The organism is Streptomyces sp. NPDC030143, from assembly GCF_055573695.1.
This window is the reverse complement of sequence record NZ_JBVIAY010000001.1, coordinates 687,816-710,640: the sequence shown is the minus strand read 5'-3', so window position 1 is coordinate 710,640 and position 22,825 is coordinate 687,816. Positions and strand designations below refer to the sequence as shown.

Sequence of the window (22,825 nt, the reverse complement as noted above, 5' to 3'; positions counted from 1 at the left end):
CCCCCCCCCCCCCCCCCCCCCCCCCCCCCCCCCCCCCCCCCCCCCCCCCCCCCCCCCCCCCCCCCCCCCCCCCCCCCCCCCCCCCCCCCCCCCCCGCCGGTCTTTGTCAGCACACCGGTCTTTGTCAGCACAACTGGGGGCGGGAATGGGCTTTTTCGACGGACTCCGGCCCGGCCGGGCCGCCGACTTCGACTCGGGCAACGCGGCGACCAACGCGATCGAACTGACCAAACGGCACAGCCAGGTCTCACTCACCAAACAGGACGCCGCCACCGGACACCTGCGCATCAACCTGGCCTGGCGGATGCGGACCTCCGATATCGGCAGCGCACCGCGTGAGAGCCTGCTGCGCCACCCCTTCAAGGCGCTGCGCCCGCCCGAGGTCGTCGGTCACAGCCAGAGCATGGTCAACGTCGACCTGGACCTCGGCTGTCTGTACGAGCTGGCCGACGGCAGCAAGGGCGTCGTCCAGCCGCTGGGCGGGCTGCTCGGCGACGTCAACGGGCCGCCGTACGTGAAGCTCACCGGGGACGACCGGTTCGGGTCGGGTTCCGGCGAGACGATGTACGTCAATCTCGACCACCGGGACGCCATCAAACGACTGCTGGTGTTCGTCTACATCTACGACCAGACGCCGGCGTTCGACCGTACGCACGCGATCGTCACGCTGTACCCGAGCAACGGGCCGCGCATCGAGATAGGCCTCGACGAGCGGCACCCGCAGGCCCGGTCCTGCGCGGTGGTGATGATCGAGAACGTGAAGGGGGAACTGCTGGTGCGGCGCGAGGTGAGGTTCGTCTACGGCTTCCAGGGGGAGCTGGACCGGCTCTACGGCTGGGGTCTCCAGTGGGGGCGGGGCTACAAGACGAAGGCCGAGAGGTAGCGGCTCCCGTGGGCGGGCCCCCTCGGCCCCCTCGCCGTCTCAGCGTCCGATGAACTGCGGCCCCTGCGGCGGCAGACGGAACTCCTGGGGCGGCGCGGCCGCCGTGGGCTGGGCGTCCGGGTAGCCGTAGCCGTACGTCGGGAGGTTCGCCGGGTAGCCGTAGGAGGGCGGGGGCTGCTGCGGGACGGCCGCCGTCGGCTGCTCCGGGGGCAGCGGCTGGGACCGGCCGGACGCGGAGTCGGGGGTCTCCTCCGACTCGTCCACCGAGATCCCGAAGTCGGTCGCCAGGCCCTTCAGGCCGTTGGAGTAGCCCTCGCCGAGGGCGCGGAACTTCCAGCCCTCCCCGCGACGGTAGAGCTCGCCGCAGATCAGCGCCGTCTCCTCGCCCGTCTCCGGACGGATGTCGAACGTGGCCAGCGGTTTGTCGCCGGCGGCTGCCGCGTCGTACAGCAGGATGGTGAGCGAACGTACGCGGTCGAAGGCGACTCCGTCCGCCGAAGCGACCAGGAGAATCTGGCCGACGTCGGGCTCGACACCGGTCAGGTCTGTCTGGATCGTATCGGTGAGGCCCTCGGCGACCCGCTTCTTGCCGAGCCGCCAGACCTTCCCGGAGGGGTGCCGGGGCTGGTTGTAGAAGACGAAGTCCTCGTCGGAGCGCACACGACCGTCGGGGCCGAGGAGCAGCGCCGAGGCGTCGACGTCCGGGACCCCCTGCCCGGGTGTCCAGCGCAGCACGGCCCGCACCGTGGTGGCCTTCAGCGGGACGTTCGACCCTTTCAGCATCGCGTGCGTCATGCGCCCATCCTGCCCTCTCCGTTCTGCTCACGACAACGCGGGTACACGGCATCCGACGGGGTTGTGCCGGTCCGTGTCACCTGATGTTCATGCCCGGTGGTAACCCCTGACACGAGTCCCTACGTACTATTACCGGCCACCTTGCCGAATCCATATCCATCCTTTGCGCCACGGGGGAAATGTATGCGTCACTTCGGGCACCTCACCCCTGACGTGCGGGAGCGCCTCTTCCACCGGCAGCCGTGTGTCTTCGACGCCGACTCCCCGGCCCGGCTGCTCTCCGCGGCCCTGGGCGCGACCCTGTACAGCCCGGCGACGCGGCCCCGGCTGGCCGAGGACGTCCTCAAGCAGGCCGGGCGGGGCGTGGTGTCGATGGTGCTGTGCCTGGAGGACTCCATCGGCGACGAGGACGTGGCGCACGGCGAGGAGAACCTGGTCCGCCAGTTCACCGACCTCGCCGGCCGCCCCGACGTCGAGCCGCCGCTGCTGTTCATCCGGGTCCGCACCCCCGAGCAGATCCCCGACCTGGTGCGCCGCCTGGGCCCCGCCGTGCGGCTGCTGAGCGGCTTCGTGTTCCCCAAGTTCACCGAAGAGCGGGGCATCCCCTTCCTGGAGGCGCTGGCCGGCGCCGAGGCGGCGAGCGGGCGCAGGCTGTTCGGCATGCCCGTGCTGGAGACGCCCGAGCTGATGTACCGCGAGTCGCGGGTGGACGCCCTGGAGGGCATCGCCCGCGCGGTCGAGAAGTACCGCAGCCGGGTCCTCGCGCTGCGCCTCGGCGTGACCGACTTCTGCTCCGCCTACGGGCTGCGCCGCGCCCCCGACATGACCGCCTACGACGTCCAGATCGTCGCCTCCGTCATCGCGGACGTGGTGAACATGCTGGGACGCGCCGACGGCACCGGGTTCACCGTGACGGGACCGGTGTGGGAGTACTTCCGGGTGCCCGAGCGCATGTTCAAGCCGATGCTGCGGCACAGCCCCTTCCTGCTGGGACAGGCCGTCGAGCTGCGTGAGAAGCTGATCGAGCACGCGATGGACGGGCTGCTGCGCGAGATCTCCCTCGACCACGCCAACGGCCTGCTCGGCAAGACCTGCATCCACCCCTCGCACGTACCGGCGGTGCACGCGCTGTCCGTCGTCAGTCACGAGGAGTACAGCGACGCGGCGGACATCCTGCGGCCGGAACGCGGCGGCGGGGGCGTGCTGAGGTCGGCGTACACGAACAAGATGAACGAGGTGAAGCCGCACCGCGCCTGGGCCGAGCGGACCATGCTGCGCGCGGAGGTCTTCGGCGTGGCGCACGAGGACGTGAGTTTCGTCGACCTGCTGGCCGCCGGCATCCCCGGCTGAACCCACATCACCCCCAAGGGACGCATGAACAACGCAGTGAACAACGGGCTCTGGTCCGGCACCTGGGTCGCCCAGCGGCTCGGGGTCGAACTCGTGGGCGACGACAGGGTGCGGGACCTGCTGGGGATGGCGCTGCGGCGCAACCCCAGGCGGGCGCACCTGCTCGTGTCGAACGTGCTGGGCAAGCACGTCCCGCAGGCGCCGTCCGTGGTGTACGGCTCCGGCTACGCCCTCGGCCGGCGGGTGCGTGACCTGCTGGGCGAGGAGGCCGCCTCGGCGGTGGTCCTCGGGTACGCGGAGACCGCCACCGGGCTCGGGCACTCCGTCGCCGACGGCGTCGGCTCGGCGCCCTACCTGCACTCCACGCGCCGCCCGGTGACCGGTGTGGCCCCGGCGGGCGGCTTCGAGGAGTCCCACTCGCACGCCACGTCCCACCTGCTGCTGCCGGAGGACCCCACGCTGCTGGTGGGCGACGGCCCGCTGGTCCTCGTCGACGACGAGTTCTCCACCGGCAACACGGTCCTGAACACGATCCGCGACCTGCACGAGCGGTATCCGCGCCGGCGGTACGTGGTCGTCGCCCTGGTCGACATGCGGTCGGCGGCGGACGCGGGCCGGCTGGAGCGGTTCGCGAGGGAGATCGGGGCGAGGGTCGACCTGGTGGCGGCGGCCTCGGGCACCCTCCGCCTGCCGGAGGGGGTGCTGGAGAAGGGGCAGGAGCTGGTCGCACGCCACGAAGGTCTGCCGGGGGCGCGGGACGGCTCCGCCGCCGGGACGCGCTCGGCCCCCGCCGACCCGCGCGCGGACGAGCACCGGCCCCGCGTCACCCGCGTCGACCTCGGCTGGCCGTCCGGTCTCCCCGACGGCGGCCGCCACGGCTTCACCCCCGCGCACCGCGACCGTCTGGAGGCCGCGCTGCCCGCGATGGCCGCCCGGCTCGCCGAGGCGATACCCGAGGGCGCCCGGAGCGTCCTCGTCCTCGGCTTCGAGGAGCTGATGTACGCGCCGCTGCGGCTCGCCCGCGATCTGGAGCAGGTCCTGGACGCCGAGGTGCGGTTCTCCACCACGACCCGCTCGCCCGTCCTCGCCGTCGACGACCCGGGCTACGCGATACGCAGCCGGATCGTCTTCCCCGCCCACGACGACCCGGCCGACGGGCCCGGCGAGCGCTACGCCTACAACGTCGCGGGCGCCGGCTTCGACGCCGTGGTCGCCGTCGTCGACTCCGTGGCCGACACCCCCGCGCTGCACGCGCCCGACGGCCTGCTGGCCCGCCTCGCCGCCCACACCCCGCACGTCGTCCTGGCGGTCGTCCCCTCGTACGTCCCCGAGCCGCTGTACGTCGCGGCTCCCCCTGGAGAAAGATCCGCCATGCTGCCCGACCCCCTCCGTGGACCCGCCTTCTCCTCGTACGCACCGGAGGAGGTCGGCTGGCTGCTCCAGGACCTCTCGGACGTGACGCTGGAGGCGCCGACCGAGGAGCGCGAGGAGGCCATCCAGAGCGGCGGCGCGCACTACGCGGAGTCGCTGCCGGTGGAGTACCAGCCCAGCGAGCAGTACCAGGAGCTGTTCCACGCGGCCCTGGAGACGTCCGCGGCGCGGCTCGCGCAGGCGGTGGGCGCGGTGACGGAGATCGTGATCGCAGAGCGGTCGCCCCGGCCGGTCCTGGTCTCGCTCGCCCGCGCCGGCACCCCGGTCGGGGTGCTCATGCGGCGCTGGGCCCGCTACCGGCACGGCCTGGACCTGTCCCACTACGCCGTCTCGATCGTGCGCGGCCGCGGCATCGACGCCAACGCGCTGCGCTGGCTGGCCGAGCACCACGACCCGCGGGACGTCGTCTTCGTCGACGGCTGGACCGGCAAGGGCGCCATCACCCGGGAGCTGGCCGCTGCGATCGCGGAGTTCGAGGCGCAAGGGGGCGCGACCGGCTTCGACGCGGAGATCGCGGTCCTGGCCGACCCGGGCTCCTGCGTGCGCACGTACGGCACCCGCGAGGACTTCCTCATCCCCTCCGCCTGCCTCAACTCCACCGTCTCGGGACTGATCTCCCGGACCGTCCTGCGGGCCGACCTGGTCGGTCCGGACGACTTCCACGGCGCGAAGTTCTACCGCGAACTCGCCGGCACGGACGTCTCGAACGTCTTCCTGGACGCCGTCTGCGCCCGCTTCCCGGAGGTGGCGGACGCGGTCGACGCCGCCGTGAAGGAACTCCTCGCGAGTGACCGCACGCCGACCTGGGAAGGCTGGGCGGCAGTGGAGCGCATCAGCGAGGAGTACGGCATCCACGACGTGAACCTCGTCAAGCCCGGCGTCGGGGAGACCACCCGGGTGCTGCTGCGCCGGGTGCCGTGGAAGATCCTGGCGCGGGCCGGGGCGGGCGCCGACCTGGACCACGTCCGGCTGCTGGCCGGGCAGAGAGGGGTACCGGTGGAGGAGGTCGGCGAACTGCCGTACACCTGCGTGGGGCTGATCCACCCCCAGTACACGCGCGGCGCGACCGGCGCCGACGGCCGGGCGGTGACGCTCTGATGCCGGTGCTCGTGGCGAGCGACCTCGACCGCACGCTCATCTACTCGGCGGCGGCCCTCGCGCTGACCATGCCGGACGCGCGGGCGCCGCGGCTGCTGTGCGTGGAGGTGCACGAGAGCCGGCCGCTGTCGTTCATGACGGAGACGGCGGCGCAGCTGCTCACCGACCTCGGGGACGCGGCGGTGTTCGTGCCGACGACCACCCGGACCCGCAAGCAGTACCTGCGGATCAACCTGCCGGGCCCGGCGCCGACGTACGCGATCACCGCGAACGGCGGGCATCTGCTGGTCGACGGCGTGTCCGACCCCGACTGGCACGCGGGCGTGCTCGCGCGGCTGGCCGACGAGTGCGCGCCGCTCGCCGAGGTGCAGGCGCACCTGGCGGCCTTCGCCGACCCGCTCTGGCTGCGCAAGCAGCGCATCGCCGACGACCTGTTCGCCTACCTGGTCGTGGAGCGCGAGCTGCTGCCCGAGGAGTGGGTGAAGGAGCTGGCGGTCTGGGCGGAGAACCGCGGCTGGACCGTGTCGTTGCAGGGCCGCAAGATCTACGCCGTACCGAAGCCGCTGACCAAGAGCGCGGCCGTGCGCGAGGTGGCCCGGCGCACCGGCGCGGGGCTGACCCTGACGGCCGGCGACTCGCTCCTCGACGCCGACCTGCTGCTGGCCGCCGACCGCGGCTGGCGGCCCGGGCACGGCGAGCTGGCCGACGCCGCGTGGGCGGCGCCGCAGATCACCGCCCTGCCCGAGCGGGGCGTCCTGGCCGGTGAGCGCATCCTGCGGGAGTTCCTCAGAGGCGTCCGCGAGGCGTAGCGCCGCCCACCGGCCCGGAGCCGTCGGTCCTACCCGTCAGCCGCAGCACCCCCCGCCGCAGCAGCCGCCCCCGCCTCCGCCGCCCGGTCCGGGCGCGGGGGAGGGGGAGCTCGTCGTGCCGCCCACGGCGACCGTGGACAGCAGTTTGACCGTGTCGTCGTGGCCGCCGGGGCAGGCGGCGGGGGCGGAGGACTCCGCCATGGGACGGCTCAGTTCGAAGGTGTCACCGCAGGTGCGGCACCGGTATTCGTAGCGAGGCATGCGGACAGGTTAATCCGCATATGCGGGGCGGCGGCCGTCCACTGTTTCGATGGTGTTCACATCTGTCGATTTCTTATGTGGAGAACTTGCGAAGGGCGCTGGTAATTTGAGAGTGCCGCGATGAACCGCGAGGTCGGGGGGATTCAGGGTCTGCGGCCGCTTCGACGGCAACCATGTCAGACCCTCGTACGTCTGTACGTCTGCCTGCGCGAGCACCACATCAGAGCGGAGGGAGACACATAGTGACCCAGGTGGGGCAGGGGGAGGAGCCCCAGGAGCCGGACGTCACCATGCAGTTGCAGGTCCCCGCCTCCTTCAAGGCGGACGAGACCATGCAGCTGCGGGTACCCGAGGGGATACCCGACGGCAGGGAAGAAGAGCGAATACCAGATAAATCCCGCACTTCGGGGAATCGACGCAAAGCGCCCCGGCCTTCGCTCCTCGACCGTCTCGCGCCCCTCATTGCCGTCCTCGCACCGCTGCTCGCACGGGTCACGCCGTACGCCCGCCGGATGCGCCCGCAGTACCCGCGCCCCGGCCGCACCGGCTGGCGGCGCTGGATGCCGTCCTGGCGGCAGTGGCTCGGCGGCTTCCTGGCGGGTTTCGGGCTGGGCACCGTCTTCCTCGTCGTCGCCTACGCGGCCACCGACATCCCCGAGAATCTCAACACCTACGCCACCCAGCAGGACAACGTGTACTTCTGGGCCGACGGGACGCCCATGGCCCGCACCGGCTGGGTGCAGCGGCAGGCGATGCCGCTGAAGGACATCCCCGAGGACGTCCGCTGGGCGGTCCTCGCCGCGGAGAACGCGAGCTTCTACAGCGACCCCGGCGTCTCCTTCAAGGGCATCACCCGCGCCCTGTTCCGCACGCTCGGCCAGGGCGACACCCAGGGCGGTTCCACCATCACCCAGCAGTACGTGAAGAACGTCTACCTGAACCAGAACCAGACGGTCCGCCGCAAGTTCACCGAGGCGATGATCGCCCTCAAGCTGGACAACCAGATGAGCAAGGACCAGATCCTGGAGGGCTACCTCAACACCAGCTGGTTCGGCCGCGGCACCTACGGCATCCAGCGCGCCGCCCAGGCCTACTACGGCAAGGACGTCAGCTCACTCAACGCGAGCGAGGCCGCCTTCCTCGCCGCCCTCCTCAAGGGCGCCGGCCTGTACGACCCGACCCTGGGCGGCGCCAACCGCGCCCGGGCCGTGGAGCGCTGGACCTGGACCCTGGACCGGATGGTCGAGATCGGCAAGCTGTCCAAGGCCGAGCGGGCCGGGTACCGGAAGTTCCCGGAGCCGCTGAAGAGCAACCCGCTCTACGACACCGGTGAGCAGAGCGACTACCTCGTGGAACTCGCCTCGCAGTACGCCAAGAAGGCCGCCGAGATCTCCGACAAGGACTTCGACCTCGGCGGCTACCAGATCTACACGACCTTCGACCGCGACCGGGAGGCCAAGCTCACCGACGCCGTGACCAAGGCCCGCGAGAAGGCCCTCAAGGACCACCCGAAGGACGCCAAGACCGCCCACTACGGCGCCGCCTCGGTGGCCGCCGACGGACGGATCCTCGCCGTCTACGGCGGCCCCGACCACCGGACACAGGGCTACAACGAGTCCAACGCCACCACCGTGCCCGCCGGGTCGGCGTTCATGCCGTTCGTGTACGCGGCCGGCCTTGAGCACGGCGTCCACAAGACCCGCGACGGGGGTGCCACGCCGGTCACCGGGGAGTCCGTGTACGACGGCGACGACGACGTGCCGGTGACCACGCCGGAGGGGCCGTACTGGGACCGCAGCGGCAAGAAGGTCGCCGCCAGCAACGACGGCGACAAGTCCTACGGGCGGATCTCGCTGCACCGGGCGATGGAACTGTCGGTGAACACCCCGTTCATGCAGCTCGGCATGGACACCGGCCTGGACAAGGTACGGGCGACCGCCCAGGCGGCCGGCCTGCTGTCCTCCAGCCTCGGCGCGCAGGTGCCCGCCCTGTCCACGGGCAGTTCCACGCCCAGCGCCATCCGCATGGCCAGTGGCTACTCCACCTTCGCCGCGGCCGGCAGACACACCGAGCCCTACTCGGTGCGCCGGATCACCCACAACGGCACCAAGGTCGCCCTGGACCTGCCCGCCCCGCGCCGGGCGGTCGGCGCCGACGTGGCCGAGGAGGTCACCTCCGCGCTCACCGACGCGTTCCGCACCGCCCACCCGTCGGCCGCCCCGACCGACGCCCAGGTGGCCGGAAAGGCCGGAACCACCCAGGACGACAAGGCGTCCTGGTACGTCGGTACGCACAAGTCGGTGTCCACGGCGGTCGTCGTCTACCGCATGGACCTGGCCAAGAGCCTCGAACCACTGCCGCTGAACGGGGTCGCCGGAACCGCCGACGACAGCGTCCCCTACGGCATCTGGTCGGGCGCCCTCAGCCCGCTCGGCTGACCACCGGACGGGCACCGCAGTCCCCAACCCCTCGAGAATGAGCCGCACATGAAGCCACCGTCGGGCCGCCGCCGCAAGGCCCCGGCACCGCGCCGTCCCGCAGCGACCCATCCGGGGTTCCTGTCGCTGGCGGCGATCCTCGTCGTCGCCTCTCTGGTGGCGGGGTACCTGGTGCTGAGCCGCACGGACAACACCGAGCCGACCGCCTCCTCGAAGGAGGGCAGGAAGGCCGGGGGGGCGGCGACGAAGGAACCGGAGTGGGACGGCAAGACCAAGGTCCTGGGGGACGGCTCCACCTCGTACACCGGCCCGCAGAAGGGCACGCTGAAACCCGTCCCGCTCAAACCGGGCGAGAAGCCGCCCCAGTTCGTCGTCTTCTCGTGGGACGGCGCCCTCAGCGGCGACGACGAGCTCTTCGAGCACTACCGGCAGATGGCGAAGCGGTACAACGCCCACATGACCTTCTTCCTCACCGGCATCTACCTGCTGCCCAAGAGCAAGAAGGACCTCTACTCCCCGCCCCAGCACCCCAAGGGCTCGGCCGCGATCAGCTACCCGACCGACGATCACATCCGCACCACGGTGGAGCAGCTCGGTAAGGCGTGGGAGGAGGGCAACGAGATCGGCACCCACTTCAACGGCCACTTCTGCGGCGCGAAGGGCGGCGGCGACTGGAGCGTCGAGGAGTGGAAGAGCGAGATCGACCAGTTCTTCGAGTTCGCGGAGAACTGGAAGACCAACACCGGTTACCAGGACATGGACCCGCTGCCCTTCGACTTCAAGAAGGAGGTCACCGGCGGCCGGGCGCCCTGCCTGGAGGGCCAGGACAACCTGATCAAGGCCGCCAAGAGCTACGGCTGGCGCTACGACGCGTCCTCCCCGGGCGCCTTCCAGGTCTGGCCGGCGAAGAAGAACGGCCTGTGGGACTTCCCGCTGCAGGGGCTTCCCTACGACGGCGGGGACATCCAGGCCCTGTCCATGGACTTCAACTTCCTCTACAACCAGACCGGCGGCGAGACCGACGGCGACCCGGCCAAGTACCCGCAGTGGCAGCAGGAGACCATCGACGCCTACATGGCGGGCTTCAACCGGGTGTACTACGGCAGCCGCGCCCCGCTGTTCATCGGCAACCACTTCGAGCAGTGGAACGGCGGCATCTACATGAACGCCGTCGACCACGTCATCGAGAGCGTGTGCACCAAGAAGGACGTCAAGTGCGTCTCCTTCAAGGAGCTCGCCGACTGGATGGACGTGCAGGCGCCGGCCACCCTGGAGCGGCTGCGCACCCTCGACCCGGCCCAGTCGCCCAACTGGTCGACCGTGGTGCAGTGACGTTCACGTAACGGCCGCGGCTCACGAGCGCATCCCCCTTCACAGGAGCCACACATGGCATGCGAAGATGCGCTACCCCGGCATCCCTCCGCCGGGGCAAGAGGGGAAACACTAGTGAAGTCAAGGAAATTGAGCCGTACGCGCCGCCGCGCCACCATACTCGGCGCGGCCGCCACCTCGGTCGTCGCAGGAGTGGCACTGCTGCCCAACTGGAGCGCCGGCGCCGCTGTCGTCGACGACCCGACCGTGGACGCGAAGACCAAGGCCACCTTCCAGCGGCTGGCGGACGCGGTCTTCACCGACCGTACGGACGCCCTGGTCCAGGGCGCGCAGGGGGACCGGAGCAAGCCTCTGACCGACGGCTTCTCCGGCAAGGTCAAGCTGTCCTCCGGCCTGGCCCGCGCCGAGGACGCCGCCCTGTCCTCGCTGGACCGGCGCAAGGAGCGGCTCGCCGCACTCGGCGAGAAGTACAGCAAGGCCAGCACCAACGTCACGCTGGACGCCACGAACGTGAAGGGCCGCAAGGCCACGGTCGCGGTCACCGAGACCACGACCCTGACCTATGCGAAGGTCCGCGGCGGTGAGCCGCAGACCACCGGCTTCCAGGCGCACCACGAGCTGACGTTCACCGCCGACCGGCGCGGCACCTGGCAGCTGACGGGGATCCGCGACACCGACGAGGGCCTCGCGGTGAACCAGACGGCCAAGCCGTCCCGGACGCCCCGGGTGGGGACCAGCAGCACCACGCCCTCGGCGCCCAAGGCGTCGACCACGTACCCCGGCCCGGCCAACGCGAAGAACTTCACGGCCAGCGGCCTGGACTACAAGGCGATGGCGGCGTACGCGAAGCAGTACTGGTCGAACTACAACCCCGCCTACCCGAACTTCAACGGGCAGGGCGCGGGCGGCGACTGCACCAACTTCGTCAGCCAGTCCCTGAAGGCGGGCGGCTGGAAGCACGTCCCCGGCTACGTGTACGACTACACCCGCTGGTTCGGCAACGCCGACATCCAGTCGCACTCGTTCGTCGGCGTCAACGAGTGGTCCTGGTTCGCGCAGAACTCCAAGCGCACGACCAGCCTCGCCAACGTCTACCAGCTGGACGTCGGCGACGTGCTCCAGGTGGACTTCGACAAGGACGGCTCGAAGGACCACACCATGATCGTCACGTCCCGCAGCCGGGGCGTGCCGTACCTGACGTACCACTCCACCAACACCTACAGCAGGTCGGTGCAGAGCATCATCGCGTCGTACCCGACCGCCGCGTACTACGCCTACCGCACCTGACCGGGTACGCCCGCGCGGCGTCCCATCAGCCCGGGAGCTCCTCCCGGCGCTCGCGGTCGCGGTCCCGCTCCTCCGCCTGCTCGGGGTGGCGGGCCCGCCAGTAGGGGTTGTCGTGCGGCAGGGCGGATCCGACCCTGCCGTACATCCCGAAGACCAGCAGCAGGATGCCGATCACGAAACTGAGCATGCAGTTCTGGATCTCGAAGGCCAGGAAGTTGTACTCCGTCTCCAGCAGCGCCATGTTGAGGAACCCGCTGAGGACGAACAGCACACCCAGGGTCATGTTCAGCGTGGAGGCGAAGTTCCCGCCGATCACCATGCCCACCAGCAGCAGCAGGCCGACGGCGACCGACAGCCAGCTGAGCGCGCCGTTGGTGTTCAGACTCCAGACGGTGTCCCCGCCGGTGTCGAAGAACCCGATCCGGTCGATGATGCCGAAGATCCCGAAGACCAGCAGTCCGAGGCCCATCAGGCCGGCACCGACCCGGTAGACCCTGTTCAGCCGGTGGTCGACGGGCAGGTGATCGTTGATCCTGGTCCGCCGTCGGTGCCCGGAGCGCAGTGCGTGGGTCGCCATCTCCGCCTCCCTGAGGGTGCGACGTGCCGGAGGCCGTCCGTACTCTCAATATCCGCCCGCCGCGCGCCGACGGCAACGGCTCATCCGTCCCGGCGGCCCGCCGACTCAGTGGCCGGCCGCTGCCCCGCGCTCCTCGCGGATGCGGGACACGACGTCGGCGACGGTGTGGCGGACGGCCTCCGTCTCCGTCAGGAAGTGCCAGTAGTCGGGGTGGCGGCCCTCCAGGGTGGTGATCGCCCGCTCCAGCCTTGCCACCGCGTCGTCCAGCGGCCGCGCGTGCCGCGGGTCGGGCGTGTTGCGGCCGGCCATGGCGAGACGCTGTGCGTCCCGGATCGCGAACCGGGTCCGCTCGATCTCCTGGCGCGGGTCCTTCTGTACCGCGTTCAGCCTGTTCAGGCGGTCCCCCGCGGCCGAGACCGCCTCGTCGGTGGCGTTGAGCAGGGCGCGCGCCGTGGACAGCAGCGCGGTGGCGTCCGGCCAGCGCTGGGCGTCCCGCGCGGCCCGCGCCTCGGCCAGCTTCGCCTCGGCCTGCCGTACGTGCTCCACGGCCTGCTGGGGCACGGGCTGGAGGTCCTGCCAGCAGGCCGCGGTGAACCGCCGCCGCAGCTCGCTCAGCACCGGCTCGACCTGCGCGGCCCGGGTGGTCAGGGCCTGCGCACGGGTGCGCAGCGACACCAGCCGGTGGTCGATCTCGGCGGCCTTCTCCGGCAGTCGCTCGGCCTGGGAGCGGACCGCCTCGGCCTCCCGGGAGACCCGCTCGGCCCGTTCGAGGGTCTGCGGCACGCCGTGCTGGCCGGCGCCCTGGTTGAGCCGGGTCAGCTCCGGGGCGAGCGCCGCCAGCCGGGCCGCGAGGTCGTCCGCGTTCAGTCCCGTGGCCCGGACGGCGTCCAGCGCGTTCGACGCGGCCAGCAGGGCCTGCCGGGCGCGCTCCACGGCGGGCGCGAGACGGGCCAACTGCGTCTCGGCCTTGCCCAGCAGCGGACCCAGGCCCTCCGTGAAGCGGTCCAGTTCCCGCTTCACGCGCTCCAGTTCGTCCTTGGCGCGGGTCAGCTCCGCCCGGGCCCGGCCGGCCGCCGAGGCCTCCAGGTCGTCGCGGTCGAGGTCGTGGGCGTCGACGGCCTGGATGTACTGCTGGCTGGCCTCGTCGATGCGCCGGCCGATCGCCTCGAAGTCGGCGACCGCGCGCCGGGCCGCCGGGGAGTCGTCGACCACCGTGATCGTCTCGACGGAGATCCGCAGATCGCGCTGGGCGGTGTCCAGCTCGTAGAACGCGGCCGCCGCGGCGTCCTTCGCGGCCTGCGCCTCGGCCCGCTGGCTCTCCGACCGCCCCCCGAACCAGCGCCGGGTGCCGCCGCCGGCGAACGCGGCGGGCAGCGCCAGGACGGCGACGAGGGGGAGGGCGACGAGGGTGAGGGTGTCGCCGAGCGCTCTCAGGCGTGCGCGCGACACCGCCGGCGAATACGGCTGCGCTGGTGTCGCCGTCACATCCCTCTCCCGTGCTGTGATCCGCCCTGCCCGGTGTCATTCTCCCACCGGTAACAGACGAACACACGGGTCGGTCAGTTCGCGTTCCTGACGGTGACTTTGCCGTCCTCGGTCCGCGCGGACACCAGGTGCGCGCTCGAGGCGTCGTGCGCCACCGACACGTCCACGGAGCCGTCGCCGGTGCGGGTCGACACCCGGTAGGTGGCACGGGGCAGCGTGACGGTCACCGAGCCGTCGTCGCTCACCGACTCCACCCGGTCCGGTACGGCGCTCAGACCGAGGCGGATGGAGCCGTCGCGGGTGTGTGCGCTGACCCGGCGGGAGGAGACGTCCGCGCGCACCGAGCCGTCGTCGGAGCGCAGGTCGAGCGGGCCGCTGGAGTCGGTGACCCGGACCGAGCCGTCGGCCGTGCGGATGCTGAGCGCGTCCTCGAACCCCCGGGCGCGGACGCTGCCGTCGTCGTCCTCCACCTTGACGGCGACACCGCGGGGCACCTCGACGCGGTGCTTGGCCGCGCAGTCGGCGACCACGCCGGAGCAGTGCATGCGCAGCACCAGCCGGTCGTCCTTCATCGCCCACGTCACCTTCGGCTCGCCGCCGACCACGACCGAGCCGTCGAACCAGCGGGTGACCTCCACCGCGCCCTTCTTCTGCTGGGCCGAGGCGACGATCTCGAGCGCCGAGTCGTCGGAGTCGATGGTCAGGGTGGCGCCCTGCAGGGCGAAGGACCGCTGCTCGGGGTGCGCGTCGTCGCCCGCGGAGGCACAGGCGCCGGTGGTCGCGGCGAGGGCCACGACGAGCCCGGTGACGAGCACCGTACGAGTGGGAACGGTGGGACGGGCCATGCTTCTCTCCCCCTGGAAGCGGACCGTCGGTCCGCGTCGGTGCCGCGCTGTCGTGCCTACGACGGTAGGCAGCCGCGGTCCGCCGGACGATCCGGTGCGCTCCCGCATCCGGGGTGGGGATAACCCCCGGGCGGGTTTGCGGGGCAGGGCCTCGGGCAAGGTAGGCTGTCGACTCGTCCTGGGTGCGTAGCTCAGGGGTAGAGCGCCTGCCTTACAAGCAGGATGTCGGCGGTTCGAAACCGTCCGCGCCCACCAGGAGATGCGAAGAGGGCCCCCGGAGCGTTCCGGGGGCCCTCTTCGCGTGTGCTGGGGGGTGTTTCGAAGGAGCGTCGTCCGCCCGGAGGGCGGGGCACGCGGCGCCCGGTGCGCCGCATCGCAGGGCGGAGGGTCGTCCGCGTACCGGGTGTGTCCCGACGACGCGGCGATGCGCCGCGGGAAGGGCGGGAAGGTGTCCTCCCGAACCGGCCCTGCCGGGCGATGCGGGCGGGACGGGGCTTTCGCTGCACTCCTAGGGGGCCTCCTCGTTGCCGGGCGGTGTCTCGTGGGCGTGCTTGAGACGCATGCGGGCCTCCACCCGGTCCTCCGCCGCGACCTCCGTCCAGAAGCGGTGGCCGGAGACGAACACCGCCAGCTCGTGCTCCCGTCGCCGGAGCTTCTCCACCTCGGCCTGTTCGTCCGCCGTCCAGCCGGGGGAGGCGGGACGCTCCACCTTGCGCCAGCCGCCGTCGTCGCTGAAGCCGTCCAGCGGCTCGACCGACCAGGGGAGCCGCTTCAGCAGGGCCGACAGCTCGGCCCGGACCTGATGCAGCTCCTCCTGACCGGCGCGCAGGTCGCTGGGAAAGTCGAAGGTCTTAGCCACACGACAATGCTACGCCTGTTCGAATTTGGGTGGCGACTCGCTACGGGTGGTTCATGCGTTCGAGTGAGGGGGTGGTGTGCGGGGCCGCCGCGGGCGGAGCCGCGCGCCGGGACCGCGGGGTGGGACCGCGGGGTGGGACCGCGGGGTGGGACCGCGGGGTGGGACCGCGGGGTGGGCTGCCCTGCCGGGTGGCTTCCCCGCTCCCGCCTCCGGCAAGGGGTCAGGAGGCGGACCGGTGGCGTTTCAGGGTGTCGACGCCTACGCGGTCCGTCTCGTCCGGGGGCGCGTTGAGACGGTGGACCAGCACCCAGTGGCCGTCGTCCGTCGCGCCGCCGAAGAGGGAGGCGTGGCGGGTCGCGCCGTTGTGCCACAGAAGGGAGCCCGACCGCTGCCAGCTCGGCGCGGGATCCCCCAGACGCCGCTCCACCAGGAGCCGTACGACGAGGTCGGCGGCCGCGCGGGGGGTGGCCCACAGGCCCCCGGCGGGCAGGATCGCGCCGTCCATGGTCCAGGGGCGGTGGGGCAGGCCGAAGAGACCGTGGGCGGTCAGGCGCCGGGCCGGGTCGGGGTGCGCGGTCATCTCCGTGATGTCCAGCGGGCGCAGGACGTGCTCCGCGACCAGTTCCTCGTACCCGGCGCCGCCCGCGACGGTCAGGGCCTCGCCGAGAAGGGCGTAGCCGAAGTTGGAGTACTCCTCCTCCTCGCCGGGCGGGCGGGTGGCGAGGGCGTCGAGTCGGGGCAGCAGCCGGCGCAGTGCCGTGCGGTCGAAGCCCGCGTACGGGTCCCTGAGCCCGAGGCCCGGAGGCAGGCGCGGCAGGCCCGAGGTGTGCCGGGCCAGGTGGAGCAGCGTGATGCCGGTCGGCGGGGCGTCGGGCAGCCATCGTTCGACCGGGTCGTCGGGGGACAGCATCCCCGCCGCCGCCAGGCGGGTCAGCAGGGTGCCGGTGACGACCTTGGTGAGCGAGCCGATCTCGACGAAGCGGTCCACGGCGTGCCCGTCGTCGACGGCGGGCACGGCAGCGTCGCTCAGCACACAGGTCGGCACACGGCGGGCGAAGGGTCGGATCATGCGGTCACCAGTTCCAGCGGTCGGCGTCGAAGGGGGAGCGGGGCCGGAGTGTCATCCGGGCCGGCGGGACGTCGGCGTCCGTGGGCGGCCGGTCGCGGACCGGTCCGGCACGGCGCCGGCGGCGTACCGCCGGTGCCCCCACGCGTCCCGCCCCGATCGTCCGATCGTCCGCAACGCGATCCCCCTGGTCCCCTCCCGCACGCGTGCCCCGCGGCGCGCCCGTTCCCCCGGTCGCGGACGGCCCCCGGACGACGTCCTCGGGGCGGTCCCTGATGATCGTACTGCGAGGCGGCCTCCGGACCCTGACGCAGGGTCAGGGGCGGGCCTCGGGGCCGGGTGGCGCTGTCAGACCCGTGTCCTACGGTGGCGGCATGGAACTCACGCGTACGGACGGCGGGGAGCGGGTGCGGCTGGTGCCCTGGTCGGAGGGCGACCTCTGGTTGCTGCGGCTGGCCAACAGCCCCGAGATGACCGAACACCTCGGCGGGCCCGAGAGCGAGGAGAGGATCGCGGACCGGCACCGGCGGTACGTCACACCGGAGAACGGGCGCATGTACCGGGTCGAGCTGGAGGAGGGCGGCGAGACCGTCGGCTCGATCGGCTACTGGGAACGCGAGTGGCGGGGCGGCACCGTGTGGGAGACCGGCTGGGGGATCCTCCCCGAGTTCCAGGGCCGGGGGCTCGCCGCGCAGGCCGCGCGGGCGCTCGTCGACGTCGTACGGCGCACCGGCGGCCACCCGGCCCTGCACGCGTTCCCCTCCGTGGACCACCCCGCGTCCAACGGGGTGTGCCGCAAGGCCGGGTTCACCCTCCTCGGGCAGGTCGACTTCGAGTACCCGAAGGGGAACCGGATCAGATCCCACGACTGGTACGTCGACCTGCGCGCCGGCGTCACCCCGTAGCGCCGGCCAACTCCTTCACCACGCGCACCGCCACCGGCACGAAGACCCCGTGCCGGTCCGCCGCGCGCAGCAACGCCCCGCCGATCGCGTCGAGTTCGAGGGGACGGCCGGCCTCGGCGTCGCGCTGCATCGACGACCTGGTGGCGGGCGGGAAGGCGTCGTAGCGGGCGAGCGCCTGAGCCGGGTCCGCGGGGGCGCCGCAGGCGCGGCTGACGGCGGCGGTCTCCTCCACCAGGGCGACCAGCTCGTCGCGGTGACGGGTGCGGACCTCGCCGAGGGGGAGGGCGTACCGCGTGGTGAGCAGGGCGAAGGGGGCGAGGAAGGCCATCTTCGCCCAGAGGGCGGTCGTCTCGTCCGGGAGGACGCGGGTGGTCGGGCCGGCCGACGTCAGCGCCTGCGCGAGCGCCTCCAGACGCGGGGCGGGCACCGGGTCGCCGGCGAGATCGATCTCCGCGAACGGGCTGGCGTGTTCGATGACCCCGGGCGCGACGCGGGTCGACTCGACGCGGATGACGCCGGGGGCGACCCGGTCGGGGCGGTGCGCGGCGCGCAGCGCGGCCGGGTGCTCGACGCCGTTCAGGAACGGCACGAGGAGGGCGTCGCCGAGGGCCTGCGCGGGCAGGCGGGACAGTGCCGCGTCGAGCGTGGTGTGCTTGACGGCGATCAGGACGGCGTCGACCGGGGTGCGCAGGGTGGTGTCCGCGTCGACCTCGGCGGTGAAGTCGCCGAACGTGCGGCTGCGGACCTCGATGCCCTGGGCGCGCAGTGTCGCGGCCGTGTCGTCGCCGGCCAGGCAGGTCACCCGGTGGCCCGCGCGCGCCAGGAGCGCGGCGAGGAGCCCGCCGACCCCTCCGGGACCGAGTACGGCCACGCTGAGTTCGTTCGCCATGGTGCGTCGTGTTCCTCTCGTCGGTCGGCCCCGTGGATGGTGGCCGCCTTCGAGGTGATCATGACAGGGGGTAGGACGCGGGGGAAGGGCACAGGGAGGGCGCGGGGCGGGGGCGGTCGGGGGCAGACTGGGGGCATGTGCCGGAGTATCAAGACCTTGCGTCCGCCCATGCTGGCCGGAGAGGCCACGGAAGAGGAGATCCGGGCCGCGGCCCTTCAGTACGTGCGGAAGGTGTCCGGCTTCCGGGCCCCGGCCGCGCACAACCGGGAGGTGTTCGACACGGCGGTGGAGACGATCGCGGCGGCGACGGCGGACCTGCTGTCCGACCTGGAGATCAGAGGCGCCCACCACCCGACGGAAGCCCCGGCAACCACGTAGGGAGCGCCCCGACGGCACGCCTGCCCCTGCCCAGGGGGCGCGGCCGAGGGGCCGGGCGGGCCGGCCGACGTGACCGTCCCCGCCCAGGGCCGGGGGGAACTGCGCGACCAGCCACGAACCTCCCGCACCCCGCGGCGATGACCAGCCCCCGCCTCCGCCCCGAACCCCGCCGCACCCGGCGCAGGACTCGGTGGGATGCGCACGTCCCGTCGACCCGACGGCGACGTTCACCACCGATCCGCCGGCCGCGGCCCCGCGTCACCGGGATCGAGGGGCCACGAGCAGGTCAGACGGGAGGGGCACCCGCCGGGCGGCGGCGCATCACGTACGCCGCCCCCGCGCCCGCTCCGAAGAGCGCCAGGATGGAGACGCCCGTCGCCAGCCAGGTCGCGCCCAGCCAGTGGGCGCCGAAGTAGCCGAGGGCGACGCTGTAGGCGGCCCAGGACAGGCCCGCGAGGGCGGACCAGGGGAGGAAGTCGCGGGGGCGGCGGTGGGCGGCTCCGGCGATGAGGGAGACGACCGAGCGGCCGGCGGGGGCGAAGCGGGCGAGGACGACCAGCGCGCCGCCGCCCTGCGCGAGCGCCCCGCCGAGACGTTCCTGCGCCGTGGTGAGGCGCCGTGAGCGCGAGATCGCGCGGTCCAGGCGTTCCCCGCCGCGATAGGCCAGCCGGTACGCGGCCAGGTCACCGAGGACGGACGCGGTCGCCGCGGAGAGGATCAGGGCCAGGATGTCGGGCACCTCGTGCGGGACGCGCCCGGTCGCGGCGCCCGAGCCCGCGGCCGCCGCGGTCGCCGCCGCGATGACGAGCACCCCGCTCGGCAGCACCGGCAGGAACACGTCCAGCAGGACCGACAGCGCCACCAGGGCGTAGATCCACGGGGCGCCGAGCAACAACGCCCACGCCCCCACATTCTCGAACACCGCTGACTCCCCGTGTCTCCCCCGTGCGGCCGTACCGTGCCGCGTGTCGCGGGGGAGCGGCAGTTGCGGCCAATGACAGCCATACAGCGTACGCCGAGGGTGTGACAGTTGATTCACGGGGGGCGCGTGTGTTCGGCACAGCACGTTCACTCGCAAGCGGCCACGGCCTTCGCACAGTGCGGTCACCGGCAGCGGTCAGGGCCTGGGCACCGTCCGGTCACCGGCAGCGGGCGTGGCCTGAAGGGAGGCGCCCGGTCACCCGCCGAGGTCACCACCTTCGGCGGCACGATCACCCGCCGGGTCGCGGCATCACCGGCCAGGTCACCGCACACCCGCCCCCGGTCACGGCATGACCGGCCCCCCTCGCGGCGAGTGGAAGGCGCCCTCCCGCCGGTTGCGGAGAGGGCGCCCAGGTCCACGTGGCCCTGGGGTTCCTTGCACTGATGCCCGCCTGGGCCGCGCGGCCCAGGCGGGCATCAGTGCAAGGAACCCTTCAGGCCGTGACCGTCGTCTTCCGTGCCGCGGGTTCCTGTGCCCGCGCCGTGCGCCTGGCGAACAGGCGGTCCAGGCCGAACGCGCCGGAGCCGGTGAACACCAGCAGCAGGAAGGCCCAGCAGAACATCGCGGAGGCCTCACCGCCGTTCTCCATGGGCCACAGTGCCTCCGGCTGGTGGACCTTGAAGTAGGCGTACGCCATGGAGCCCGAGGCGAGGAACGCGGCGGCGCGGGTGCCGAGGCCGAGCAGCACCAGGCTGCCGCAGGCGAGCTGGATGACGGCCGCGTACCAGCCGGGCCAGGTGCCGGCCTCGACCGTGCCGCCGTTCGTGTCGGTGCCGCCGAGGACGCCGAAGAGCGAGGCGGCGCCGTGGCAGGCGAAGAGCAGGCCGACGACGATGCGGAACAGGCCGATCGCGTAGGGCTGGGCGGTGTCGAGTCGAGCGGACATGTGGGGGGTGACTCCTTCGGTGTCGGTCGGCGACCGGCCGGGGACGGGCCGGCCGTGGGGAGGCGGTACCGAATGAGCGACCCACGGTAGGCGTGCCTAATCGATGCTTGCAAGTTCAACATTTGGCCATGGCTTGACCTCTACTGGAGACTCCGCTTCCGTCGCCGCCGCACGTAGGGCGGCTCTCGCCACGGCGTCCGCGTCCGAAAGAGTGACCGAATCCACACCCGGACGGGCGCCCGCCGCGGTCACCCAGTGGACGCCCTCCGTGGGCACTCCGAAGGCGAACCTCCGTGTGTGGGGCCGACCTTGACGGTCTATCAGATGATACGGGCGGGGTGCCACATCCAGCCCCCCGGTCACGTAACCGTCGACCGTGTGCGGTCGGCACTGGCCGCTCCGCAGCAATCCGGCGAGCAGCGGATCGGCGGTGCGGCGCAGATCCGGTTCCGGAAGCCGGGCCTCTATGAGGGTCGTCACCCGCGCCCCCGACCCCGGCACGTCCGGGGAGTGCGCCCGCCAGGCTCCGTCCTCCTCCCGCACCTCCAGCCGCGGCCCCAGCACCTCGACCACCCCCGCCTCCACGAGTGCGGCCAGCTCCTCGATCCGGCGGCGGGGTGGGCCGATCGACAGGAAGGCGTTGAGCGGGGTGTACCAGCGGTCGAGGTGGTCCCGGCGGGAGGCGCCGGGAAGGCCCCCGTGGTCGACGACCAGCCGCAGTTCGTTGCGCAGGTCCCGCAGCACGTCCAGGGCCGCCTTCGACGGGCCCCGCACATTGCCCAGCGCGGCCTGCTCGGCGTCCCGGCGCAGATGGCCCAGCAGCCACTCCCGCCACTGCCCCGGATGCGCGAACTCCCGTCCCGTGTACGGTCGCGCGACGCGGTCCCAGCTCCAGCGGTCCGCCTCGGGCACGCCGAACGCGTCGAGGACCTGGGACTCCCCGGGGTCGCGGTGGGGCACGGCGAGGAAGCGCTCGGCGAACTCCCGGTGCCGTACGAGGGCCGCGTAGTAGACCGTCTCCACCTCCTTCGCCACCAACGGCCATATCTCCGCGAGGAAGTCGGGCGCGTCCCCGGAGTCCGCGCGCTTGCGGAAGCCGGAGACCACCTCCGGGGTGAGCACGAGCGGGGTGTGCCGGCCGTAGGGCCCCTTGGCGTTGTCGCCGCGCGCCTGGTACGGGACGCCGCGCCGGGAGCCGGCGAACAGGCGCGGCTCGCGGCCTGAGGGCAGGTACCGCAGGCCGCCCCCTGCGGCGGGGACGAAGCGGCCGCCGCGCCCGGTCGTCAGCAGGGCCGTGTGGTCGAAGAAGTTCAGGCCCAGGCCGCGCAGCAGAACCGGTTCGCCGGGTGCGACGGCCGACAGGTCGACGTCGGCCGGGTTCGCGGGCGGGACGTGGCGCAGGCCGTGCCGTTCGGCGTGCGCGGCATGGCGCCGCCGGTCCGCGTCGGCGACCACCGGGAGATGGCCCTGCGCGAGGACCACGGCGGCCAGCCCGGGCAGCACCCGGCCGTCGTCCAGGGTGAGCACCTGGCGGCCGTCGGCGTCCTCGTCGAGCCGGACCGCGCGGGCCCGGTGCGTGTCCACCCGCACCGACCGCGGCGCCTCGCGCACCGTCCGCGCGAACACCCACTCCAGGTAACGGCCGTAGTGGGCGCGGGTCGGGTACGCGTCCGGGCCCAGCTCGCCGCCCGCCCACTCGTGCAGACTCGGGCCGGGCCGGATCGGACCCGCGCAGTCCACGCTGTCGTCGGTGAACAGCGTCACCTGCGAGGCCACGGTGTTCATCAGCAGTTCCGGCGACTGTCCGGTGCGCCAGACCCGGCCCGGTCCGGGCGGGTCCGGGTCGACCACATGGACCGTCAGCCGGGCGCCGGGGGGCAGCAGTTCCGGGGCGGAGGCGCAGAGGCGTTCCAGGACGCTGGTGCCGCGCGGCCCGGCGCCGACCACGGCGACGGAGACGGGCACGGGTGCCGCGGTCGTTGCAGACAAGGGGGTGACTCCCGGGCGTGTGGGGCGCAGGGCAGTGGACCGCGCCTTGGAAGCGGACGGTCCGCCTCATCATGCCGTCGGGAGTCACGGAAGCCAACGCCCGCCCCGAGCGTCCCAGGGTTCCCTCCTGTCACTCGGCGAGGATCACGGCCGGCCGGTGCTGATGCTGAGCCACGGCGTCCAGGTCGAACAGGCTTCCCAGCCGATGTCGATCTACCTGTGCCCAACCCGGCGTTGCCGCTCAGTCGTGCGGGCCCCGTCACGGGCGCCTCCCGTCCCG

At 72.6% G+C, this 22,825-nt stretch carries 20 protein-coding genes and 1 tRNA gene; 10 read left to right on the top strand and 11 right to left on the bottom strand.

The features are described from left to right. Positions 1-145: 145 nt before the first annotated feature. The gene (locus tag ACZ4YY_RS03135; RefSeq protein ID WP_468283164.1) at positions 146-883 is read left to right on the top strand and encodes a TerD family protein; all 738 of its coding nucleotides are present in this window, start codon (positions 146-148) and stop codon (positions 881-883) included. Positions 884-922: 39 nt separating this feature from the next. On the opposite strand, the gene ACZ4YY_RS03130 is transcribed toward ACZ4YY_RS03135, so the two are convergent. After that, positions 923-1,678: a TerD family protein gene (locus tag ACZ4YY_RS03130; RefSeq protein WP_468283161.1), complete on the bottom strand. Its 756-nt coding sequence runs from the start codon at positions 1,676-1,678 to the stop codon at positions 923-925. Between the two features lie 183 nt (positions 1,679-1,861). Between ACZ4YY_RS03130 and ACZ4YY_RS03125 the strand changes: the two genes are divergently transcribed. From ACZ4YY_RS03125 to ACZ4YY_RS03115, 3 genes are read left to right on the top strand one after another with little or no spacing between them, the layout of a single operon-like run. Continuing rightward, positions 1,862-3,028 carry an HpcH/HpaI aldolase/citrate lyase family protein gene (locus ACZ4YY_RS03125; protein ID WP_468283158.1) on the top strand — a complete coding sequence of 389 codons (1,167 nt, stop codon included), beginning with the start codon at positions 1,862-1,864 and terminating at the stop codon, positions 3,026-3,028. Positions 3,029-3,052: 24 nt separating this feature from the next. After that, on the top strand, positions 3,053-5,557 hold the full coding sequence (locus ACZ4YY_RS03120) for a phosphoribosyltransferase (protein ID WP_468283155.1): 2,505 nt from the start codon (positions 3,053-3,055) through the stop codon (positions 5,555-5,557). Then, the gene (locus tag ACZ4YY_RS03115) at positions 5,557-6,366 is read left to right on the top strand and encodes an HAD family hydrolase (protein ID WP_468283152.1); all 810 of its coding nucleotides are present in this window, start codon (positions 5,557-5,559) and stop codon (positions 6,364-6,366) included. The genes ACZ4YY_RS03120 and ACZ4YY_RS03115 overlap by 1 nt, the downstream gene beginning before the upstream one ends. 36 nt (positions 6,367-6,402) lie before the next feature. On the opposite strand, the gene ACZ4YY_RS03110 is transcribed toward ACZ4YY_RS03115, so the two are convergent. Beyond that, positions 6,403-6,627 (bottom strand): FmdB family zinc ribbon protein, encoded by a 225-nt coding sequence (locus tag ACZ4YY_RS03110; protein WP_468283149.1) that lies wholly within the window; start codon positions 6,625-6,627, stop codon positions 6,403-6,405. 290 nt (positions 6,628-6,917) lie between these two features. Between ACZ4YY_RS03110 and ACZ4YY_RS03105 the strand changes: the two genes are divergently transcribed. The 3 genes from ACZ4YY_RS03105 (at position 6,918) to ACZ4YY_RS03095 (ending at position 11,684) form a co-directional block, all read left to right on the top strand. After that, positions 6,918-9,065, top strand: coding sequence for a transglycosylase domain-containing protein (locus ACZ4YY_RS03105; protein ID WP_468283238.1), 2,148 nt, complete (start codon positions 6,918-6,920; stop codon positions 9,063-9,065). A 48-nt stretch (positions 9,066-9,113) separates the two neighbouring features. Further along, positions 9,114-10,397 carry a polysaccharide deacetylase family protein gene (locus ACZ4YY_RS03100; RefSeq protein WP_468283146.1) on the top strand — a complete coding sequence of 428 codons (1,284 nt, stop codon included), beginning with the start codon at positions 9,114-9,116 and terminating at the stop codon, positions 10,395-10,397. A gap of 114 nt (positions 10,398-10,511) precedes the next feature. Further along, positions 10,512-11,684: an amidase domain-containing protein gene (locus ACZ4YY_RS03095; RefSeq protein ID WP_468283143.1), complete on the top strand. Its 1,173-nt coding sequence runs from the start codon at positions 10,512-10,514 to the stop codon at positions 11,682-11,684. A gap of 25 nt (positions 11,685-11,709) precedes the next feature. On the opposite strand, the gene ACZ4YY_RS03090 is transcribed toward ACZ4YY_RS03095, so the two are convergent. From ACZ4YY_RS03090 to ACZ4YY_RS03080, 3 genes are all read right to left on the bottom strand, one after another. Continuing rightward, positions 11,710-12,261, bottom strand: coding sequence for a DUF4383 domain-containing protein (locus ACZ4YY_RS03090; protein WP_468283140.1), 552 nt, complete (start codon positions 12,259-12,261; stop codon positions 11,710-11,712). Between the two features lie 105 nt (positions 12,262-12,366). Beyond that, positions 12,367-13,746 carry a coiled-coil domain-containing protein gene (locus ACZ4YY_RS03085; RefSeq protein WP_468283137.1) on the bottom strand — a complete coding sequence of 460 codons (1,380 nt, stop codon included), beginning with the start codon at positions 13,744-13,746 and terminating at the stop codon, positions 12,367-12,369. A gap of 74 nt (positions 13,747-13,820) precedes the next feature. Continuing rightward, complete coding sequence (locus ACZ4YY_RS03080; protein WP_468283134.1) at positions 13,821-14,591, bottom strand: DUF4097 family beta strand repeat-containing protein; 771 nt, start codon at positions 14,589-14,591, stop codon at positions 13,821-13,823. Positions 14,592-14,771: 180 nt separating this feature from the next. Between ACZ4YY_RS03080 and ACZ4YY_RS03075 the strand changes: the two genes are divergently transcribed. After that, a tRNA-Val gene (locus ACZ4YY_RS03075) sits at positions 14,772-14,846 on the top strand. A gap of 253 nt (positions 14,847-15,099) precedes the next feature. Here the strand turns inward: ACZ4YY_RS03075 and ACZ4YY_RS03070 are convergent. Together ACZ4YY_RS03070 and ACZ4YY_RS03065 are read right to left on the bottom strand one after the other, a co-directional pair. Beyond that, positions 15,100-15,450, bottom strand: a complete 351-nt coding sequence (locus ACZ4YY_RS03070; protein WP_468283132.1) for a hypothetical protein — start codon at positions 15,448-15,450, stop codon at positions 15,100-15,102. Positions 15,451-15,670: 220 nt separating this feature from the next. After that, positions 15,671-16,519, bottom strand: a complete 849-nt coding sequence (locus ACZ4YY_RS03065) for a serine hydrolase domain-containing protein (RefSeq protein ID WP_468283129.1) — start codon at positions 16,517-16,519, stop codon at positions 15,671-15,673. Between the two features lie 371 nt (positions 16,520-16,890). Between ACZ4YY_RS03065 and ACZ4YY_RS03060 the strand changes: the two genes are divergently transcribed. Further along, entirely contained in the window at positions 16,891-17,421 is a 531-nt protein-coding gene (locus tag ACZ4YY_RS03060; protein WP_468283126.1) for a GNAT family N-acetyltransferase, read from the top strand. Here the strand turns inward: ACZ4YY_RS03060 and ACZ4YY_RS03055 are convergent. Beyond that, complete coding sequence (locus ACZ4YY_RS03055) at positions 17,411-18,310, bottom strand: ketopantoate reductase family protein (RefSeq protein ID WP_468283123.1); 900 nt, start codon at positions 18,308-18,310, stop codon at positions 17,411-17,413. The two genes, ACZ4YY_RS03060 and ACZ4YY_RS03055, sit on opposite strands and share 11 nt — an antisense overlap. Positions 18,311-18,445: 135 nt before the next feature. On the opposite strand from ACZ4YY_RS03055, the gene ACZ4YY_RS03050 reads away from it, so the two are divergent. Then, complete coding sequence (locus ACZ4YY_RS03050; RefSeq protein ID WP_468283120.1) at positions 18,446-18,688, top strand: DUF2277 domain-containing protein; 243 nt, start codon at positions 18,446-18,448, stop codon at positions 18,686-18,688. A 286-nt stretch (positions 18,689-18,974) separates the two neighbouring features. On the opposite strand, the gene ACZ4YY_RS03045 is transcribed toward ACZ4YY_RS03050, so the two are convergent. From ACZ4YY_RS03045 to ACZ4YY_RS03035, 3 genes are all read right to left on the bottom strand, one after another. Further along, the gene (locus tag ACZ4YY_RS03045; protein ID WP_468283117.1) at positions 18,975-19,610 is read right to left on the bottom strand and encodes a DedA family protein; all 636 of its coding nucleotides are present in this window, start codon (positions 19,608-19,610) and stop codon (positions 18,975-18,977) included. 493 nt (positions 19,611-20,103) lie between these two features. After that, positions 20,104-20,556: a DoxX family protein gene (locus ACZ4YY_RS03040; protein WP_468283114.1), complete on the bottom strand. Its 453-nt coding sequence runs from the start codon at positions 20,554-20,556 to the stop codon at positions 20,104-20,106. 96 nt (positions 20,557-20,652) lie between these two features. After that, complete coding sequence (locus ACZ4YY_RS03035) at positions 20,653-22,545, bottom strand: FAD/NAD(P)-binding protein (protein ID WP_468283111.1); 1,893 nt, start codon at positions 22,543-22,545, stop codon at positions 20,653-20,655. Positions 22,546-22,825 lie beyond the last annotated feature (280 nt).

Excerpts from the sequence above, each read along its gene's own strand:
- ACZ4YY_RS03120 (WP_468283155.1), top strand. The coding sequence starts at position 3,053 with ATGAACAACGCAGTGAACAACGGGCTCTGGTCCGGCACCTGGGTCGCC.
- ACZ4YY_RS03135 (WP_468283164.1), top strand. The coding sequence starts at position 146 with ATGGGCTTTTTCGACGGACTCCGGCCCGGCCGGGCCGCCGACTTCGAC.
- ACZ4YY_RS03065 (WP_468283129.1), bottom strand. The coding sequence starts at position 16,519 with ATGATCCGACCCTTCGCCCGCCGTGTGCCGACCTGTGTGCTGAGCGAC.
- ACZ4YY_RS03115 (WP_468283152.1), top strand. The coding sequence starts at position 5,557 with ATGCCGGTGCTCGTGGCGAGCGACCTCGACCGCACGCTCATCTACTCG.
- ACZ4YY_RS03105 (WP_468283238.1), top strand. The coding sequence starts at position 6,918 with ATGCAGTTGCAGGTCCCCGCCTCCTTCAAGGCGGACGAGACCATGCAG.
- ACZ4YY_RS03055 (WP_468283123.1), bottom strand. The coding sequence starts at position 18,310 with ATGGCGAACGAACTCAGCGTGGCCGTACTCGGTCCCGGAGGGGTCGGC.
- ACZ4YY_RS03090 (WP_468283140.1), bottom strand. The coding sequence starts at position 12,261 with ATGGCGACCCACGCACTGCGCTCCGGGCACCGACGGCGGACCAGGATC.
- ACZ4YY_RS03040 (WP_468283114.1), bottom strand. The coding sequence starts at position 20,556 with ATGTCCGCTCGACTCGACACCGCCCAGCCCTACGCGATCGGCCTGTTC.
- ACZ4YY_RS03125 (WP_468283158.1), top strand. The coding sequence starts at position 1,862 with ATGCGTCACTTCGGGCACCTCACCCCTGACGTGCGGGAGCGCCTCTTC.
- ACZ4YY_RS03060 (WP_468283126.1), top strand. The coding sequence starts at position 16,891 with ATGGAACTCACGCGTACGGACGGCGGGGAGCGGGTGCGGCTGGTGCCC.
- ACZ4YY_RS03110 (WP_468283149.1), bottom strand. The coding sequence starts at position 6,627 with ATGCCTCGCTACGAATACCGGTGCCGCACCTGCGGTGACACCTTCGAA.
- ACZ4YY_RS03130 (WP_468283161.1), bottom strand. The coding sequence starts at position 1,678 with ATGACGCACGCGATGCTGAAAGGGTCGAACGTCCCGCTGAAGGCCACC.
- ACZ4YY_RS03050 (WP_468283120.1), top strand. The coding sequence starts at position 18,446 with ATGTGCCGGAGTATCAAGACCTTGCGTCCGCCCATGCTGGCCGGAGAG.
- ACZ4YY_RS03100 (WP_468283146.1), top strand. The coding sequence starts at position 9,114 with ATGAAGCCACCGTCGGGCCGCCGCCGCAAGGCCCCGGCACCGCGCCGT.
- ACZ4YY_RS03080 (WP_468283134.1), bottom strand. The coding sequence starts at position 14,591 with ATGGCCCGTCCCACCGTTCCCACTCGTACGGTGCTCGTCACCGGGCTC.